This is a genomic window from Psychrobacter sp. APC 3426, assembly GCF_030408035.1.
GTDB lineage: Bacteria > Pseudomonadota > Gammaproteobacteria > Pseudomonadales > Moraxellaceae > Psychrobacter.
Genome location: NZ_JASDCF010000026.1, coordinates 1 through 17,464, shown reverse-complemented (window position 1 = coordinate 17,464; position 17,464 = coordinate 1). Strand labels below are relative to the sequence as shown.

The 17,464-nt window shown below is 42.5% G+C and carries 14 protein-coding genes and 1 pseudogene; 4 read left to right on the top strand and 11 right to left on the bottom strand.

Annotated features, from left to right (window positions below):
- Nucleotides 1-25: 25 nt before the first annotated feature.
- Both QL919_RS11520 and QL919_RS11515 read right to left on the bottom strand, forming a co-directional pair.
- Nucleotides 26-844, bottom strand: a complete 819-nt coding sequence (locus QL919_RS11520; protein ID WP_290189664.1) for an HAD hydrolase family protein — start codon at nucleotides 842-844, stop codon at nucleotides 26-28.
- Between the two features lie 46 nt (nucleotides 845-890).
- Complete coding sequence (locus QL919_RS11515; RefSeq protein ID WP_290189663.1) at nucleotides 891-2,150, bottom strand: phosphoribosyltransferase domain-containing protein; 1,260 nt, start codon at nucleotides 2,148-2,150, stop codon at nucleotides 891-893.
- A gap of 693 nt (nucleotides 2,151-2,843) precedes the next feature.
- Between QL919_RS11515 and QL919_RS11510 the strand changes: the two genes are divergently transcribed.
- Complete coding sequence (locus QL919_RS11510) at nucleotides 2,844-3,554, top strand: hypothetical protein (protein ID WP_290189662.1); 711 nt, start codon at nucleotides 2,844-2,846, stop codon at nucleotides 3,552-3,554.
- Nucleotides 3,555-3,691: 137 nt separating this feature from the next.
- Nucleotides 3,692-4,432 carry an MHYT domain-containing protein gene (locus QL919_RS11505; RefSeq protein ID WP_290189661.1) on the top strand — a complete coding sequence of 247 codons (741 nt, stop codon included), beginning with the start codon at nucleotides 3,692-3,694 and terminating at the stop codon, nucleotides 4,430-4,432.
- 294 nt (nucleotides 4,433-4,726) lie between these two features.
- Here QL919_RS11505 and QL919_RS11500 read toward each other — a convergent pair whose 3' ends face one another.
- Nucleotides 4,727-5,872: an ATP-grasp domain-containing protein gene (locus QL919_RS11500; protein WP_290189660.1), complete on the bottom strand. Its 1,146-nt coding sequence runs from the start codon at nucleotides 5,870-5,872 to the stop codon at nucleotides 4,727-4,729.
- A gap of 274 nt (nucleotides 5,873-6,146) precedes the next feature.
- Between QL919_RS11500 and QL919_RS11495 the strand changes: the two genes are divergently transcribed.
- Nucleotides 6,147-7,388 (top strand): TerD family protein, encoded by a 1,242-nt coding sequence (locus QL919_RS11495; protein ID WP_290189659.1) that lies wholly within the window; start codon nucleotides 6,147-6,149, stop codon nucleotides 7,386-7,388.
- A gap of 129 nt (nucleotides 7,389-7,517) precedes the next feature.
- On the opposite strand, the gene QL919_RS11490 is transcribed toward QL919_RS11495, so the two are convergent.
- The 3 genes from QL919_RS11490 to QL919_RS11480 all read right to left on the bottom strand — a co-directional run bounded on the left by QL919_RS11490 (nucleotide 7,518) and on the right by QL919_RS11480 (nucleotide 9,860).
- Nucleotides 7,518-8,126, bottom strand: coding sequence for a TerD family protein (locus QL919_RS11490; RefSeq protein WP_290189658.1), 609 nt, complete (start codon nucleotides 8,124-8,126; stop codon nucleotides 7,518-7,520).
- 76 nt (nucleotides 8,127-8,202) lie between these two features.
- On the bottom strand, nucleotides 8,203-8,955 hold the full coding sequence (locus QL919_RS11485) for a TIGR00266 family protein (protein ID WP_290189657.1): 753 nt from the start codon (nucleotides 8,953-8,955) through the stop codon (nucleotides 8,203-8,205).
- A gap of 329 nt (nucleotides 8,956-9,284) precedes the next feature.
- Nucleotides 9,285-9,860 carry a TerD family protein gene (locus tag QL919_RS11480; protein WP_290189656.1) on the bottom strand — a complete coding sequence of 192 codons (576 nt, stop codon included), beginning with the start codon at nucleotides 9,858-9,860 and terminating at the stop codon, nucleotides 9,285-9,287.
- Between the two features lie 319 nt (nucleotides 9,861-10,179).
- Between QL919_RS11480 and QL919_RS11475 the strand changes: the two genes are divergently transcribed.
- A complete protein-coding gene (locus QL919_RS11475) occupies nucleotides 10,180-10,839 on the top strand; it encodes a 7-cyano-7-deazaguanine/7-aminomethyl-7-deazaguanine transporter (RefSeq protein ID WP_290189655.1) in 660 nt (219 codons plus the stop codon).
- Nucleotides 10,840-11,124: 285 nt separating this feature from the next.
- Here QL919_RS11475 and QL919_RS11470 read toward each other — a convergent pair whose 3' ends face one another.
- The 5 genes and pseudogenes from QL919_RS11470 to QL919_RS11450 form a co-directional block, all read right to left on the bottom strand.
- Nucleotides 11,125-12,192: a DUF475 domain-containing protein gene (locus tag QL919_RS11470; RefSeq protein ID WP_290189654.1), complete on the bottom strand. Its 1,068-nt coding sequence runs from the start codon at nucleotides 12,190-12,192 to the stop codon at nucleotides 11,125-11,127.
- Nucleotides 12,193-12,574: 382 nt separating this feature from the next.
- Entirely contained in the window at nucleotides 12,575-13,150 is a 576-nt protein-coding gene (locus tag QL919_RS11465; RefSeq protein WP_290189653.1) for a TerD family protein, read from the bottom strand.
- A 296-nt stretch (nucleotides 13,151-13,446) separates the two neighbouring features.
- A complete protein-coding gene (gene rlmKL / locus QL919_RS11460; RefSeq protein ID WP_290189652.1) occupies nucleotides 13,447-15,753 on the bottom strand; it encodes a bifunctional 23S rRNA (guanine(2069)-N(7))-methyltransferase RlmK/23S rRNA (guanine(2445)-N(2))-methyltransferase RlmL in 2,307 nt (768 codons plus the stop codon).
- Nucleotides 15,754-15,935: 182 nt separating this feature from the next.
- Entirely contained in the window at nucleotides 15,936-17,135 is a 1,200-nt protein-coding gene (locus QL919_RS11455) for a mechanosensitive ion channel family protein (protein ID WP_290189651.1), read from the bottom strand.
- Between the two features lie 229 nt (nucleotides 17,136-17,364).
- Nucleotides 17,365-17,464 (bottom strand): annotated as a pseudogene (locus QL919_RS11450) (IS1 family transposase); the annotation flags it as partial.

Sequence of the window (17,464 nt, the reverse complement as noted above, 5' to 3'; positions counted from 1 at the left end):
GAGAGTTGTTAAGAGCCGAAAATCATTAAGAACTAAGGTTTTCGTGCAGCTGACCATGATTAGGCATACCATACCAGTCTAGCAGTTGCAGAAACGGCAAATCTGCCAGACTGTCACCAAAGCCAAAACTCGGACGTTGACTGTCTAAATGATGGTCTAATAAAAACTGTACCGCATGATGCTTATGTACTGTATGTGGCAGTATTGCGAGATTATTTGCGTTGACGTGCACATAAAAATCCTGATCAAAATCACGTATTAGATTGGGTAACTGTGCAGCTAATTCCGCCAATGCTTGATGGTCTTTTTGCGCATGTTTAATAGCCAGATAAATGGTCAACTCTTCATTAACAGAACCATTATTAAAACTATCAATATGCGGTGTAAATACTAATTGACTGTCATCTTTTCTACTGTGATCCACGAATAATTGGCTTAGCTGGTGAAGTTTGTCTTGCAAGAGACTAAGCTGCTCATACATACGCTGTTGCCATGCGCTTAATAGTTCTCCATCAGCTGTTAAAATAATCGCGCCATGAGTCAAAACTTGCCAACTGTCAAAAGGTAGCTTTACACGTTTGATTTCGCTACGGTCGCGCGCGGTAACCACTATTAATTCAGTGCTAGCAAGCAACCAATTAAAAAACGTCGCTTGACGCTGACTCATAAAGCTTAATGGTTCGGCTTGTTTGTTTACCGTGGCGCACACTAAGCTTTCAGATTCAGCGGTAGGTAAATCCCAAGCGTCGATCTTACGCTGCGTTTGAAATAGGGTATCGTCTAAATCCATGAGCGCGTAGGGTTTGATGATTTCGGGGTTGCTCTTGAAGAAAGGGGTGGTCATAAAAGTGTCCGTACATAATGGATTTGAAAATCAGATAGTAGCTAAGTTAAATCGATGGACTCACCACCAACACATTATCCAACCCTTGCCACATGTCATCCACGCTATCAGCAGCCGTTTCTACACATAGCACAATCAAATCCCAATCGCTAGGATCCACGTTATAAGCAAAATTGGTCATACCTAGACCATAATTGTCACTAAAGCTTAGCATGGTGGTAATCGCACCACCAAGGGCAATCGGTGAGCGTGTCAAGGCGCTAAACTTCACCGTAGCCACTGGTTTAGAGTCTTGAGTCTGTGTCTCAAGCCATTCTGCTAATAAGAAAGGTAGCCATACAAACTCATTACTACCCAATACTAAAATACGCTCAGGCAGTTGTTCTTTATCAAACGGTGCTTGCCCACTAAAACGGGTAAATGCGGATTGAAACTTTGCTAAATAATTATTAAATCCATCTGTGCTATCTAGCGTTGGGAAGCGTCCCCAATTACCAGTATTGCCTAATGGTTGACTGCCAGCCTCAGTCGTATCAACCGATGGCATAGTAATCGGCTCAGGGTTGGGCGCATCCGTCCATTGCCATGCACCAGATAATAGGTGATGACGATAAAAGTCGATATTAGGTAGGCGTGTAGATATTGTATCCTCCATATCGGCTGCATCCTGATTCTGATTTAATGACCAATCAACCAAAGTGGTTAGGTGTACTTGCTCTAATTGATGAAGACCAGCTTCACGCAAAGCTGTCACGACATTGACGCAAGTATTGCCCGTTGAGGCTTCGTCATCCACCATAATTAATGTTTTGCTAGCAAGTAATTGCTTTTGCGTAGTTTTATCTGCACTTTGATAGATTAAATGTTGGCTGGCGTGACTGTGGTCTTCGCTAAAAGTCGTTAGTAACGTTTCACTATTATCATCATTGTGTTGCGCATGACGCGTAGAGTTTAATAATAAAGCATTGGGATAGCGCGTTTGTAGCGCTTGATGCACACCAGCGGATAACCCAACAGCAGTCTCTGCCATACCAATGACTAAAATCGGCTCGGGTAAATCGCTAGGTACTAGATTTGCTAAGTCAGTAAAAGCCTTGCGCATGTTACTAGGTGCAACTGGGATATGACGGCCTAAGACCTTTGAGACGAATAAAAACGCACGTTTGGGGTTAATGCGTTGCGCAAATCCAAGCAAGTCTTCTAATTGGTAAGTGGCATCGTTATCTAGTGCGCTATTGGTTTGATAGGTTAGGTCAAGCGTACCGCGAGGTAGGGTGATGGTAGTACTGTGTTGCTGATTTGGCATTCATATTCCTTGGCGTTTCTAATTTTATAGTATTTTTGATTTCACATTATTCAAGCGCGAGATATATCATATGTGTCAGACAAATCATGCAAACTGATGCCAGCACTCGCGAGTAGAGCAGATAATAACTGAGATTTTACCGCATTATTGCTAGAGTCTGTTGAATAATAAAACAGACCCTCTAGATTTATCACCATTACTGCATTCATTAAAATCTCTGCATTTTTATTATTATTGCAGAACAACAACCATTGTCTATTCTAGCGATTTTTAATCGAGTATTTGATACAGATGCTTTCATGTGATTATCCTGCTGTAACCTGCTAAATAAATTCAGCACATAAAAAACCCCTAAGCTTTAAAACCTTACATAGGTCATGGTATTAAAGCGATTCAGTCTATTTTGCATAAAGAAAAATACTTCTCTGTTTCAGCTTGTGGCCACCCATCGGATAATCATACCATCTATCGGGCAATGTCGAGTTTAGTCTTGCTAGAGTGTGTTTATTCGATGATAATGCGCCCGAAATCCCTTCTATAAAGTAACTAATATATAGTAACCAAAAAATTACTAGGTTACGATCAAAAAGGTCGATGGACTAACGGTCCAAAAACTAATCCATATTGGTTGTTAAGCCTATTCAATGGTTTGTTGCTAAAAATTTGGTTGTATTCTCAAATAAGGAGTGATCTTTGAAATTCTCTTGTGCATTAGAAACGTCTTCTGAACGCATTCGTTTGGTTAACGTCATATCGCCGCTTATCAAGGCAGGCTACCAACTCATATCACAAAAACAAGAACCGTCAGAAAATGGCGGGAATATCATTCATGTGGTGGCCAAAACTCAAGGGACAAAGACACAAGCCGATTTAATCGACGACTTATCTTCGATTGAAGGCTGTACGCTCTTTAAGTTAGAAATTGATGAAGAAACAGTCAGTTCACCTTCTACACCGGTCAAAAAAGCGCTAGATGAAAAAAGTGTTCTAGCTGCGATCGGTGCTCAGTATCCTGACATCGTCGATGTTGTCAGACAGTATGAGGACGGTTTACCTGATGAGATGCGTATCCGTGCATTACATGAGTTGGGTCGTAAGGTTGGTGGCGGCATTTACCAACGTGACTATGCTCTTGGCAGTCCGTTAAAGATGTCTGCTGCTATCAGCCGTGAACTGGTGCCAGCGTTAAAAGCTTTTACTAAGGTCAAGGCCAGTGACCATTCAATCACTTTGATTAAATGCCCGTTTTGTAAGACCTCGCACAGCCATCATTTAGGCTGTAACTTTGTGGTTGGTTATATAGAAGGTTTCTTGACGAGCAATCCGATAGTCGGACGCGTTCGAGTGGAAGAAACCAAATGCGGCGCTGGCAGCACCAATATTTGTGAATTTACTATTTGGTAAACATAACGATTACGTAGCATTAACGATTACATAGGTAAATTAATACCTATGAAAAGAGTAATGAGCGTTGAGCATCTTGGTTCATCCAAACCACTATTGTCTACGCTCAGTTTATATGAAATTTAAAGGGCGAAAAAATGATTGAAGTTGAATATAACCTGCTTTTGGTGCTTGTATCCTATGCCATCGCAGTATTTGGTTCTTATGTTGGTTTAAACCTTGCTATTCGTGTTCCCTCTGCCAAGCCAGGTACAGACTTGTATTTTTGGGTTGCCTTATCTTCTATCGCGATTGGTGGTGCGATTTGGTCAATGCATTATATCGGCATGATGGCAGTCGATATGAAGATGCCTGTGACTTATGATTTAGGTTTAACGATTGTATCGATGTTATTGGCGATTTTGTTTGTTGCGGTTGGTGTTGTCATTGTAGGTCGTGGTCCAGCAAGCATCGCTAAATTGATTGGCGGTGGTGTTTTGACGGGTCTTGGTGTTGCAGCCATGCATTATACTGGTATGGCCTCAATGCAGATGGAAGGAACGATGTCTTACAATACGACTCTGCTGATTGCATCGATTGTAATTGCTATTGCCGCCTCAATCGCAGCACTATGGTTGGCGTTTAACTTACGTGGCAATCTACAACGTTTCGGCAGTGCGTTTATCATGGGTATTGCGGTTTGTGGTATGCATTACACTGGTATGGCAGCGATGGAGATGCATCATACAGGTGAGATGATGGCGATGGAATACTCGCATTCAGGCGCATTCATGTCATCGATTTTCATCTTTATCGGCTCAGCAGTTGTATTAAGCTTACTATGGGTGATTGCTTCTAAGAATGCACCTCAAAAAGCAACATTAGTATTCGGCGAATAATCCCAAGTATTTGGCGAGTAATAAGCCAAAATGATTGGCGACTAAGTAGCTAATAAAAAAGGTTTTTAGATATATTCTAAAAACCTTTTTTTTGTGTCATTTTTTAAAGTATAGTCAGTGAAAAGTAATATCGATACATCACGCGCTGCTGATATCAATTTTTCTTGCTTGCTGTGCCTGCGCAGACAGAGGCTACAAAAAATTTATATCAGCAATACCGTAGCGTTTTTAGGGTATTTTGACTATATATGTTATGAACAGCTCAATTATCAGTGTGTTGCCCCGCTCAGCCTCTTAAATCTTTACACTCATCATAATGGAGCGCACTTGGCAAGGCGTAACCTGCTGAGCGATATCAGCCAGTTTGGGTTTATCCGTTAAACCTAACCAATAGCCGAAGCCAACTTGAGTCAAGTCGACACCGCTATGAGCGGTATAACCAATACCACCTGAAGGGCGACTATTAATTTCAAGAACACGGTGTTGACCCTCATCATCTTCCTTGGTTTGTACACTGACGATACCGTCACAGCCAAACGCTTTAATCAAAGGAATGACCACACCCATGACGGACTGCTCGTAGCCAACATGCTGAATTTTCCCTGTTTTGTGACGGGTGACAGCCGCCAATACCTCACCATATTCGCACACCACATCGATAGAGTACTCTCGTCCTGACAAGTAAGGCATCAGCAGCATAGGAATAGGGCGCTCGTGTATCATTTGGCTTTTGGTGTACGCATGTAAAAACTGCTCAGTATTGATTTTTTTCTCTTCGGTAAAGTATAAATGCTCAAAGCTATCGTAATTCTCGTCTTTTGCCTTACCTGAATCTAAGCGCCAAAACCCTTGCGCAAATATACCAGTGACTGGTTTGACACATAACGGCTGATGGCCGTATGTAGCCAACAACGCCTTAAGCTCAGCAATATTATCAAAACGCCAAGCATCTGCCACCGGAATATTATGAGCATAGCATTGTTGCATAAAAGCAAATTTATCATCGATAGACTCTAAAGCGGCTATGCTGGTTGCACCAGTCAAAAGGCGAATGCCAGCACTCTCAAAAGCTTCACGCTGCGCCTCGTAGTCAATACCATTACGACCAGTCAGTAATACCTTTACATTCTGACGCTGGGCTTCTTCAAGTACAAACTGCCAACGTGATACAGAATCAGTAGCAATTTGCTCATCGATATCCGCAGTAATGTCTATATCAGTGTCTACAGTAGTGTCAAGTGGCTCTCGATAAACCACATCAGCAAACTCAAAAATCTCAGGTCTGTCATGGCGATGTGAGGCGATGATGTTAAATGGTGTATTACCTTGTAATTTTAATGCTTGCAGGCTGGCTAACATATCACGCTGGCTGGATTGACCTTCAGCCAACCAAGCAGCTATAGGTGTTGAGTGATGAGTATCGTTAGCAGGGTTATCCATAAATCTCTCAGCATTATAATGGGTTTTTAGGTGGTTAGACAAAGTGTGGTTATCAAATCACTATTGTCTATAACATGGTTCATTATATACAACTGCCACCCGTTATAAATGCTACTGATAAAATAACCTCAAGGATGTGCCATAGGATTTTAACGGTTTGCAAAGGCTAGCTTATTAAAAGTATGGTGACATCCATGCTACTATATGGCAGTGTTTAAAACGACAAATCAAGTTATAAATCAATAAGCATTATCAATAATTATAAGGACAAGTTATGAGCCAAAATCAGCCTCAACAATTGGTGGCAGGTGCCAATGCGCCCCTACCAACAGATAATATCAGCCTCCGTATTCTAAGCCAAAATCCAATTGATTGTGCTGCTTATCGCTTGACGACTGATGGTAAGGTTCGCGGGGATGGTGACATGATATTTTATGGGCAGACACGTAGTGATGATGGCAATGTCAGCTTCCGTGGTCATGATAGTGATGGGTTTTTTGATATCAATTTACCCGCTCAGCCTACAAGCATTGATAAGATTGCCTTGGCTTTTTCTAGTGGACAGACTCTGGCTCAAATTGGTGATGTGGATATTCAAGTACTACAGGGCAACCAAGTACTATTAACGTGTCGGTTAAGTGCTGCCGGACGTGAGGAAAAGGCCATTATTTTAGCTGAATGCTATCGCCGGCAGGGCAGCTGGAAGTTCCGCTTTATTGCACAGGGATTTAACGGCGGGTTAAAGCCTTTGTCTGAGCATTTCGGTGTTGAGATTGCCGATGAAGCGCCAGCTCAAGCTCAACCAATCAACACGCAAAAAGCCGGTAATAATGCTCAAGCAAGCACGCCACCACCTATTCCTACAGGCGCTACCAATCCTTCAATTAACTTAAGTAAAATTACCTTAACCAAAAACCAATCCAGTATCAACCTCAAAAAACGGGATGACTTCGGCAAAATTGCTGTCAATCTCAACTGGAATCAACGTCCAAATAACGACCAACAAGCCCCTAAAAAAGGCATATTGGGCGATCTGTTTAAGCAGCATAAAGCGGGTGGCATCGACTTGGATGTTGGCGCAATGATTCATCTAAAAAATGGCGAAAAAACACTCATTCAAGCATTAGGCAATCGCTTTGGCAATCTGCAATCAGCACCTTATGTGTTGTTACGTGCTGACGATAGAACCGGACAAGTCAGCGGCGGTGAGTGGCTTGATATCAATGGTCAGCAGTGGTCACAGATTGAGGAAGTATTTATCTTCGCATTCATCTATGAGGGTGCACCGAACTGGGCGCAGACGGATGGGGTAGTGACCATTCATGTGCCAGAGCAGCCACCGATTGAGACACGCTTGACGGAAGGGACGGGTAACTTACCTATGTGTGCGATTGCACGTTTGGTCAATCAGCAAGGCAGTATCAACGTCGAGCGTATCAACCAATACTTTAAAGGTCATCAAGAAATGGATAAAGCCTTTAACTGGGGGTTTAGCTGGAAGCGTGGGCGTAAATAGTATTTAACACAATTTCCCTTAATGACACTTAATATAACTTATGGCAAAAAAATCAGCCCGTCTATCATAAATAGACGGGCTGATTGCTTATTAAGTAATAACTGTCTTGATTAAGACGGTTTAAACTATTTACGCATGCGGTGTGATAGCCGGCATCAAGTCATGGAAGGTGCGACCAGAAGCGGTTTCGCCAATCGCATGCATTTTCCACTCATTATTATGACGATACACTTTTGCCATAATCATGGCTGTATGAGTACCTTGTGATGATAAGTTATAGCGCGCCACTTCAGTATTGTTATTTGCATTGACGATACGGCAAAAAGCGTTGTCAACGGTTTCAAATGTTTGGCCAGTGAAACTATTGACCGTAAATACTAGTGATACCACGTTTGCTGGTACTCTTGATAAATCAACGTTGATAACTTCATCATCACCGTCGCCATCACCAGTGCGGTTATCGCCTGTATGCACGATACTGCCATCTTTTGATTTTAATTGGCTGAACCAAATAGCATCGACCGCCTGTTTATTACTGTCAAACATGATGCAAGAGGCGTCCAAATCGATTGAGTCACCGCCAGCACCACCGCCGAACAATTTTCCTAAAAACCCGCCTTTTTTGGCTTGTGGGCCTTGAGCGACATCCCAACCTAAGCCCAATTTTACTTGGGTAAGCTCGCCACCAGCTTCTTTGCTGAGAGAGATTTTTTGCCCTTTTTGTAGACTAACTGCCATGTCATTATCCTTATAATAATTGTGAGTAAAAGCGTTTAAAAATAGTTCTAAATAGTTTAATAAATTGTGTAAGGCGCTATAAAATATTATCTAAAAATCCACCGCCGCCGCCGCGACCACCTGAGCTGCTACCTAGTATGCTTTGTAGCCAACCTTGATAGCTATCACGATTACGTGAGCAGATGATGACCTTGCCCGTTCCAGAGAAGTTTAAAACCATCCCTTCGCCGCTAGTGACCGAGTTAATAATATTACTCATGATACCTTTTTTTTTGCTGGTCGAGACCGACAGTTTATAATCAAGGTTTGAATCCCAACAGACCACATGACCATTATCGATGATGACGTCTTTGTCTGGTGTCACCTCAATCTCAAACAATGAGCCAAAACCCGATACCACGACTTGTCCTTGACCTTGGGTTTGCATGACCATAAAGCCACCAGTATCACCAAACACCGCACCGCCAAGGTTACGCTGAATGTTGGCTCTAATATCAACCCCAGTTTGCGCGGCGACAAAAGCCCCATCGCTCAAGGTGTACTGCTGAGCGCCACAGTCGATGATTTGCATATCGCCATCTAGTGTTGGTGCTAGTAGGCAATCGCCTTCACCACCTGTCGCTTCAATTTGCTGTTGAAATAATGATTCATCATTGGCAAAGCGGCGCATCAGTGACTGCATGAGACCACCTTGTAGCTTACCTTTCAGCTCAAGGTTGGATTCCATCATCACCATTGCATTGGCTTCACAATAGATTGAATCGCCTTTTTTTAGGTTGCAATGCAAAAAAGGTTCGATAGTACCGATTAAGCTAAAGGTAGCGGCCATGGGGTGCAAGTCCTTATTCTAATATCTAAAATGTGTGCGCTAAATGGATACAGCTAGATTTAAGCTGTTTTTAAAATTTTATCTATAATTTCTGACTTCAAAAAATTGAGTCTAAAATTTCAGCTATTTTAAGTGGCTGATTCATTTAAACCAACCAATGTAAGAGTCTAGTTAAACGTAAAGCCATCAAATGCTTAGAACTGGCACACTTGATGGCTTTGGGACATCGCACTCGATATTGATTGCGATGGTTATTTGACGAACGATAATCTGCTAAAACGAGTATCGGCTTAAACGATTATGCTCGATTTAGCCTCAAACGATATGAATTATACGTTTACGCCATAAGAGGCCGCTAATGGTCCAAGACCACCACTGAAGCCTTGACCAACAGCACGGAATTTCCAGTCGCCGCTGTGACGGTATAATTCACCAAAAATCATCGCTGTTTCAGTGCTGCCATCTTCTGATAGGTCGTAGCGTGCGATTTCAGATTCGCCGTTATCATTTACCACACGGATGTAAGCATCACCAACTTGACCGAAGTTTTGGTTACGGGCTGTGCCTTCATAAATGATGGCGCAGATAGCCACTTTGCTGACGTCAGCTGGGATGCTGCCAAGGTTGATTTTGATTTTTTCATCATCGCCATCACCTTCGCCAGTGCGGTTGTCACCAGTGTGTTCAACAGCGCCATTGTCTGACTTTAGGTTATTAAAGAAAATAAAGTCTTGATCGTTACGCACTTTACCTGCTTCGTTGATCAAAAAACCAATTGCGTCTAGGTCAAATTCTTGACCATCAGTCGCGCGTGGATCCCAGCCAAGACCAACTGTAATATTGGTTAAACCTGGTGCTTCTTTTGATAAGTTTACGTTGCCGCCTTTGGTTAAGCTAATAGCCATATAAATATCCTTTGGATTAATGGTTAAGTGGATTTGGTTTTATAAAATGAATTAAAAATAGGGCAGTGATTACTATTTGAGCGAATAAGGTCAGTAAATCGACCTGTACGCCACGTCCTGCCTATCATTACGTTTTACTATACTAAGCGTTTGCTTACTAAGCAAGGCGTATTTTGTGTGACTATATGACAGTTATATTTTTGTTTATAAAAAATGGGTTTTATGGCGATATCAGACCTATTTTGGCTATTTATCTTATTATGATTTATAATAGCGCGCCCAGGTTCCCTCAACCCTGAATTAAAAAAAGGATTCTTCTATGAGCAGTCGTACCCTTTCAACCACCCCGATTCAATCTATTCGCTACAGCCGTGCGTTATTCTGGCTTGTCAGCCTACATATTTTTATCATCGCTATTAGTAATTACTTGGTGCAAATACCTGTCGGGCTATTTGGTTTTTTTACCACATGGGGCGCCGTCACCTTTCCGTTCATCTTTCTGATTACGGACTTGACCGTACGTATATTCGGTCAACATCTTGCCAGAAGAATCATCTTCTTTGCTATGTTGCCAGCTTTGGTGATTTCTTATTATTTCTCAGTGGTATTTTCAAATGGTCAATTTGTTGGTCATGAGCATCTGTTGGATTTTAATCTGTTTGTCTTTCGTATTGTGGTGGCAAGCTTTAGTGCATATGTCGTCGGACAGCTGCTAGATATAAAAGTATTTAATAAATTACGCCAACTTAAAACTTGGTGGATTGCGCCCTTGGTATCGACGTTTATTGGTAATCTTGTCGATAGCTTTTGCTTTTTTGCCATCGCTTTTTATAAAAGTCCAGACCCCTTTATGGCCACACACTGGGTTGAGATTGGCGCAATGGATTACTTATTTAAGATAGTGATGGGCGTGCTTATCTTTTTGCCTTTATATGGTGTGATATTGGCAAAATTGCAGAAGATACTGGCAGGGAAGTGAAAGTAGTGTAGGTTGATTGTACTGAGGCTGGGATAGGCTGGTGTGTGCTACATGCACCAAGCGTGTAGAAAGATTGAAATTTAACGCCAAAGGCTTACCTAAGTATTTAGACACATTTTTTTCAGAGGTAGCTAAGCACTCATAAACACTTAAGTATTCAGACTATGCAAATACGGATAAAAAAACAGGTTATACCAATTACTTGATATAACCTGTCATTATTACGATTTTCTGTCAAAGCGCTTTTTTCTTAATGTGAAGTTAGTGTTTAAACTAACATTCAAACTAAGTAATCGACTTTGCTTCTCGCTTACGATAGTTCAGTGACGCGACAAACGCCCAACCGATAAACGCAATACCAATCAGACCAGTGACAATCTCTGGCACATGGAACTTCACCGATAACAACATGATGATGGCTAAAGCACCGATGGCATAATGCGCACCATGCTCAAGATAGACAAACTCATCAAGCGTTCCTTTATCGACTAAGAAGATAGTCATCGAACGGACAAACATCGCACCGATGGCAAGACCAAGCATAATCACGATAACGTCATTGGTAATCGCAAATGCGCCGATAACACCATCAAAACTGAATGAAGCATCAAGGACTTCTAAGTATAAGAAGCCGATAATACCGCCTTTCATAATGGCGCTGGTTGCAGCAGCCCCTGATCCACCTTCTTCGTTTTCCAAGTCCGCTTCAAGATCACCTTCTAACATACCGGATACAACCTGTACGCCAAGATAAACAAGGATACCCCAGACACCAGCGATTAATACAGCGGCTGATTGATCTGCGTCGGCCCATGATACCGCAACCATCAGGACAATAAGGGCGACGAATACGCTCATCGCATCGACCTTACCCAGTTTAGCCAAACGGCTCTCTAACCAGTCAAACCAATGGACTTCCTTTTCATCAAAGATGAAGTTTAAGAACACCAAGAGTAAGAAGATACCGCCAAATGCTGATATTTCAGCATGGTGTGCCATCAAGCGGGCAGAGTATTCTTTAGGGTCGTTTAAAGCTAGGTCGACCACTTGCATAATACCTAAGTCGGCGGTAACCGCGACGATGACAATAGGGAATACCAAGCGCATACCAAAGACGGCAATTAAAATACCGACGGTTAAGAAAATCTTTTTCCAAAATTCATCCCAGCCCTTAAGGACTGAAGCGTTGACCACCGCATTATCAAATGATAATGAAATCTCCATGACGGCCAAAATAGCAGTAATAGATAGGGTGGTTATCAAGCCGCCCATACCGCCGTGTGAATACCCCCACCATGCCGCTACCGCTAGAGCAATGGCTGTGAAGATAAAGTCTAAATAAAAATGTCTCATGACACATCCTGTCTGGTTGCGTAAAGCTAAAGTCGGCCTATTATAGACACAAACTGCAAAAAATTGGCTATTGCTAACCACTTTTTTTGGGTAATTTTAAACGAAACGTAAAGTATTGCTAGTGGTTTGGTGATTAAAAATTGTGACTGTTTTGCAACGATAATCTTGTGCTCACCATGCTGGGTAAGAGGCATTATAAATAGCCAGATTGAACGGCGACTAATAGTCCTAGCAGCGTTACATTTTGGATGTGATAACGGTTTAAATACTTGGTCAGCGCTTGGTTTGTTTATACAATTATTGAGTACAGAGCCAAGCGCCAACCTTATAATTATTAGTACTTAGGAAATACCATGTTAGATATTTGTGTTAGGTATCAGCTTTAGATATCAACACCGTATTGCTGACACATGGCTTGTAGACCACCTGAATAGCCTTGACCAACAGCGCGGAATTTCCACTCGCCGTTGTGACGATAAACTTCGCCAAATACCATCGCCGTCTCAACAGAGTAGTCTTCTGCCAAATCAAAACGTACCACTTCAGTGCCAGTCTCTTCGTTCACGACGCGAATAAAGGCATTGGCTACTTGGCCAAAGTTTTGACTGCGAGCGGCAGCATCATGAATGGTGACAGTCACAACAATTTTATCGACATCAGCAGGTACTTGAGTCAGGTTTACTTTGATGACTTCATCGTCACCATCACCTTCGCCAGTACGGTTGTCACCAGTATGCTCAACCGCACCATTGTCAGATTTGAGCTGGTTATAAAAGATAAAGTCATGGTCGCCGCGTACTTTACCTGCCGTGCTGAGCAAAAACACACTGGCATCAAGGTCGAACTCAGCACCAGAGGTGGCGCGCTCATCCCAGCCAAGACCGATAAGTAGTTTGGTCAAGTTTGGGTCAGTTTTGGTTAGCGATAAATTACCGCCTTTATTAAGTGATAATGCCATGGGATTGTCCTTGTTATTAGGGTGAGTTGAAGTTATTAGAGTAAGTTAAATATTTTTTTGAAAGAGTTGAGAGTAAGATTGTGCAAAAAAAGCAATGTTGAGTCAAAACTGGCGTAGGACCAACGTTTAATGACGCTCTATCATAACAACAAAAAATGACCCAATCAAAGCCGATTGGGTCATTGTTATGTGTACGGTTATGTGTCCGAAAAGACGAATGGTCAAAGGCAATGTTTAAATGAAAAAACAAGGCTTAAATGCGGTGATTCACCTTTGACTGCATCCATAGACCTGAACTAGAGGCTTTGGCGATGACGAATCTCAAAACTCTGATGAATCGGTTTTTTAATATTAAAATCAAAGCCAATGGTTTTTGGCGTGATGTCGATAATATTGTAGCGCTCGGTCAACTGCTCATCCAGCTCAAAGCGGGTAAAGTTGTTAGAGAAGTATAATACGCCATCAGAGGTTAAGCGGTTCATCGCACGATTAATAAGTGCTGCATGGTCACGCTGCACATCAAAAGTACCTTGGAACTTTTTCGAGTTCGAAAAGGTTGGCGGATCGATAAAGATAATATCAAATTGTTCGGTATTATCCTTAATCCATTCAAAGATATCAGCGGCGACAAACTGATATTTGTTGCGGCTAACGTCAAGACCATTGAGCACAAAGTTTTGCTTGCCCCAATCGAGATAATTCTGTGATAAGTCAACACTGGTGACTTTTTTTGCACCAGCCAATGCCGCGTGGACACTTGCGGTACAAGTATAGGCAAATAAGTTCAACACTGATTTTCCGCGACTGTTGTCTTTGATACGCGCGCGCATATTACGGTGGTCGATAAAAAGCCCCGTATCGAGATAATCGGTAAAGTTGACATAGAGGTACGCGCCATCTTCACGAGCGACATAAAACTTACCACGCTTTTCAGTATTGCCTTGCTTGCTATATTGGTCATTACCAGACTGACGCGCCCGAGTTTTGATAAAGACTTGTTCGCGGTTAATGTCGAACACTTCACGGATACCCATCAACGCCAAATTAAAGCGTTTCTTGGCGGTCTCAGGTGGAATGGTTTTAGGCGGCGCATACTCTTGCACATGTGCATAATCGCCGTATAAGTCGATAGCGACTTTGAAGTCAGGCAAGTCAGCATCGTAAACCCGCACATTACTCACGTTATCTTTTTTGGCAAGTTTTTTAAGTTTGACAAGGTTTTTTTGCAAGCGATTAATGAAGTCCTGTCCATCTTCTACTTCAATCTCACGCTTCTCGAAACGGCTAACAAGATTGCCCGTTTGCCCAGCAATCAACGTGCCATAGCGGAAATAAACGGTGATGGCACCGTTATGACAACGCAACGTTTTTGGCTCTTTAATTGGCAGTATATCAACCTGTTCGACATTAGCCGCCAAGATGCCAAGCATTGGGTCAATCCCGCTACCAGCAAAGCTATCTTGTAAAATAAGCCCAATTGCTTGATATAACGGCTTAATCATCTCTTCATCACCCAAGCGCTCACCATAAGGTGGGTTGGTAATGATTAAAGGATTGCTCAATCGACCGTCATCGACCAATGGCTTTAGCACGTTGCTTAGCTGGTCTAGGGCGCGTGTTTCAATATCGAGTAGCGGCAATAAGTCTTGCAAACCTGCAGCAATCAGGTTTTTTTCTGTGGCGAGAATCGCGCCACTATCCGCATCAAAACCTAAAATTAGCGGTAAGGTATCTGGCTGCTCGTTAGCAATTGCTAAGGCTTCGCGAAAACGAGTCTGTGCGTCATCAATCATCTGTTGCCACAGCGCATCGTCATGATGTTGCCACTGGTAAAAGCCAAATTGATTGGCGGCTTTATCTATACCGACCGCATAATCACAATGCATGAGCAGCGCTTCAATGATGAATGTTCCAGAGCCACACATCGGATCGACCAAAGCATTATAGAAAGGCGCGTTGCCAGCGTCATTTTTCTTATGCCAGCCTGCGCTATAAAGCAAAGCCGCCGCTAAGTTTTCTTTTAATGGCGCTTCTGTCATTGCCACACGATAACCACGGCGATGCAAACTGGTACCTGATAAATCTAGATACAGTTCAGCTTGTTTGTCATTGACTGTCGCAAACACAGAAAAATCTGGGTTTTTACTATCGACGTTAGGGCGGCTGTCGTAAACTTCATTAAAGGTATCCGCAATCGCATCTTTGATGCGCAGCATGGCAAACTGCTGACTGACGGCAACGCGCTTATCAACCGATAGACGAATAGCAAACGTTTGCTCCAAGCTAAATTGCTCAGTCCAATTGACCGATTTTGCCAAACCGTACAGCTGTTCAGCCACATCATATTCAGTATTGATGTTTTTGCGTTTAATCAGCATCAATACCCGCGAGGCTACTCGTGACCATAGACAAATGGTATAAAGGTCACGCAATGTACCCGTCACCGCTAGACGACCTGTACTTTTGATGTCGCTTGCAATACCAAAGCTTGTCAGCTCAGTCTGTAGCGGCGCCTCAAGCCCATCGGCACAGGTGATGATAAGGTCAAGCGACAACTCTGGCGAAGATACTGTTGCAGATGCGGGCGAGGTTGTTTCGGTCATACGGATACCTGTGGGCTAAATTAATAAGTAATGCACATCATAAAATAGGATGTTTAACCGGCGATTTTACCATAATTCAAAGTAGAATGTTTCAAAGAGGTGGGCTTAAAATCCTGCATTCCAAAGCTTTTTTAGCCCATTTAGATATCCCTAGATTGAATTGAGGACACGCCATAATATCGTTAAAGATCGTTTTTGGGCAGTGGTAGTGGTTCTGATGGCGTTTGTGATACCACTTGCGTCGTCGTCGCAAAAGGTTTCGTTGCAATCGGGTAATCGACATCTTTTGGCATCAGTAGGCGCATATGCGGGTAGGGGGTGGAGATATTTGCAGCATCAAAGGCGCGCTTGATATCTTCTTTTAAGCCTTCTTTTATTTTTGGCATGCGTGCAACGGCTGCTGGTTTGACCCAAAAACGGACAATAAAAAATACGCCGTATTCACCAATCTCATCGACAGTGGCTGAGGTCTCAGGGCGGCTCAATACCACATCGGTGTCAGTCAGCACCTGCAAAATCTCCTTGCGGGCAGTATCTATATCATCCTCAAACGCAATCCGCACACGAATATCAAAACGTATAAAGTTTTTGGAGGTTAAATTGGTAACCTCGGAGGAGGCAACGTTAGAGTTTGGAATAATGACAGTGATGTTGTCTCGAGTCAAAATATGCGTGGTACGCAATGCAATAAGCACCACACGACCTTCATTATCGTTAATATGAATCCAGTCACCTACTTGAAAGGACTGCTCAAGTAAAATCGTGATACCAGCGATGAAGTTGGCAAGGGTAGATTGGGCAGCAAAACCGACTGCCAAGCCTACAATACCTAAACCAGCTACTAGAGAGACGATATCAAAACCAAATTGCGCCATGACGCTGGCGAGACCCAGTACCAATAGCAGTACGGACAAGATGTTTTTTAGCAGCTGCTCAATGGAAGCGTTAAGCCCATAGTGCTGTAAAACCTTGTGAATGATTTGCCCAGATGAGGTCCAGAGTACGTAATATATACCTGCCCATGTGCTTGCTTTGGCAGTGGCTTTAATGGTCTCTGGCTCAAAGTAAATCTGACTCATAATGGCAATGATACTTGCCACAATCCAAATATAACGCAGCACTGAGCGTACAATTTTTGTGCGCCGCTCATTCAAACGAATTTTCGTTCTGCTTTGCTTAAGGATGTATATTGCCAACCAATAAAAAAATCCCAATACCACAAGCAGTATTAGGATTTTGATACCAGTGCTGACCAGTTCCACTGCTTGCGATGACCAATCGATTGACTCTTCATCTGCAGAGCCACCGAGCGCAAGATACAGACTAGTATGAAGGTCACGAATGATTTCTCTAAAAAAATCAGTAATACTAGTGATTGGCATTTTTTGGTCCATGCAGGTTTTATAACAGGCAAAGTGTGTTACATGTCTTATTATAAGTTACCTTAAGGGGTAAGGGTAATCAAATATAATATCTGTGATGATGAATACCGCTAAGACATGCCCTCATTTCTATTAGCATTTTTAAAATGAGGATATGTCTTAAATAGGGCGTTTAAAAATATGACCGTTAATTAAAAAAAAAGGTGGTGTTCTAAAAAGTATGCTGGCATCAGACGTAGCCATAATTGACATAAAAGAACACCAGATCGAATACTTTAAAGTGATTATCAAGCTTTTTTGAGAAGCAACAAGTCTTTCTAACCGCCCGA

What these genes read in the sequence shown, in the direction of transcription:
- QL919_RS11520 (WP_290189664.1), bottom strand. Translation starts at nt 844, where the DNA reads ATGACCACCCCTTTCTTCAAGAGCAACCCCGAAATCATCAAACCCTAC.
- QL919_RS11515 (WP_290189663.1), bottom strand. Translation starts at nt 2,150, where the DNA reads ATGCCAAATCAGCAACACAGTACTACCATCACCCTACCTCGCGGTACG.
- QL919_RS11505 (WP_290189661.1), top strand. Translation starts at nt 3,692, where the DNA reads ATGATTGAAGTTGAATATAACCTGCTTTTGGTGCTTGTATCCTATGCC.
- QL919_RS11500 (WP_290189660.1), bottom strand. Translation starts at nt 5,872, where the DNA reads ATGGATAACCCTGCTAACGATACTCATCACTCAACACCTATAGCTGCT.
- QL919_RS11495 (WP_290189659.1), top strand. Translation starts at nt 6,147, where the DNA reads ATGAGCCAAAATCAGCCTCAACAATTGGTGGCAGGTGCCAATGCGCCC.
- QL919_RS11490 (WP_290189658.1), bottom strand. Translation starts at nt 8,126, where the DNA reads ATGGCAGTTAGTCTACAAAAAGGGCAAAAAATCTCTCTCAGCAAAGAA.
- QL919_RS11485 (WP_290189657.1), bottom strand. Translation starts at nt 8,955, where the DNA reads ATGGCCGCTACCTTTAGCTTAATCGGTACTATCGAACCTTTTTTGCAT.
- QL919_RS11480 (WP_290189656.1), bottom strand. Translation starts at nt 9,860, where the DNA reads ATGGCTATTAGCTTAACCAAAGGCGGCAACGTAAACTTATCAAAAGAA.
- QL919_RS11475 (WP_290189655.1), top strand. Translation starts at nt 10,180, where the DNA reads ATGAGCAGTCGTACCCTTTCAACCACCCCGATTCAATCTATTCGCTAC.
- QL919_RS11470 (WP_290189654.1), bottom strand. Translation starts at nt 12,192, where the DNA reads ATGAGACATTTTTATTTAGACTTTATCTTCACAGCCATTGCTCTAGCG.
- QL919_RS11465 (WP_290189653.1), bottom strand. Translation starts at nt 13,150, where the DNA reads ATGGCATTATCACTTAATAAAGGCGGTAATTTATCGCTAACCAAAACT.
- rlmKL (WP_290189652.1), bottom strand. Translation starts at nt 15,753, where the DNA reads ATGACCGAAACAACCTCGCCCGCATCTGCAACAGTATCTTCGCCAGAG.
- QL919_RS11455 (WP_290189651.1), bottom strand. Translation starts at nt 17,135, where the DNA reads ATGCCAATCACTAGTATTACTGATTTTTTTAGAGAAATCATTCGTGAC.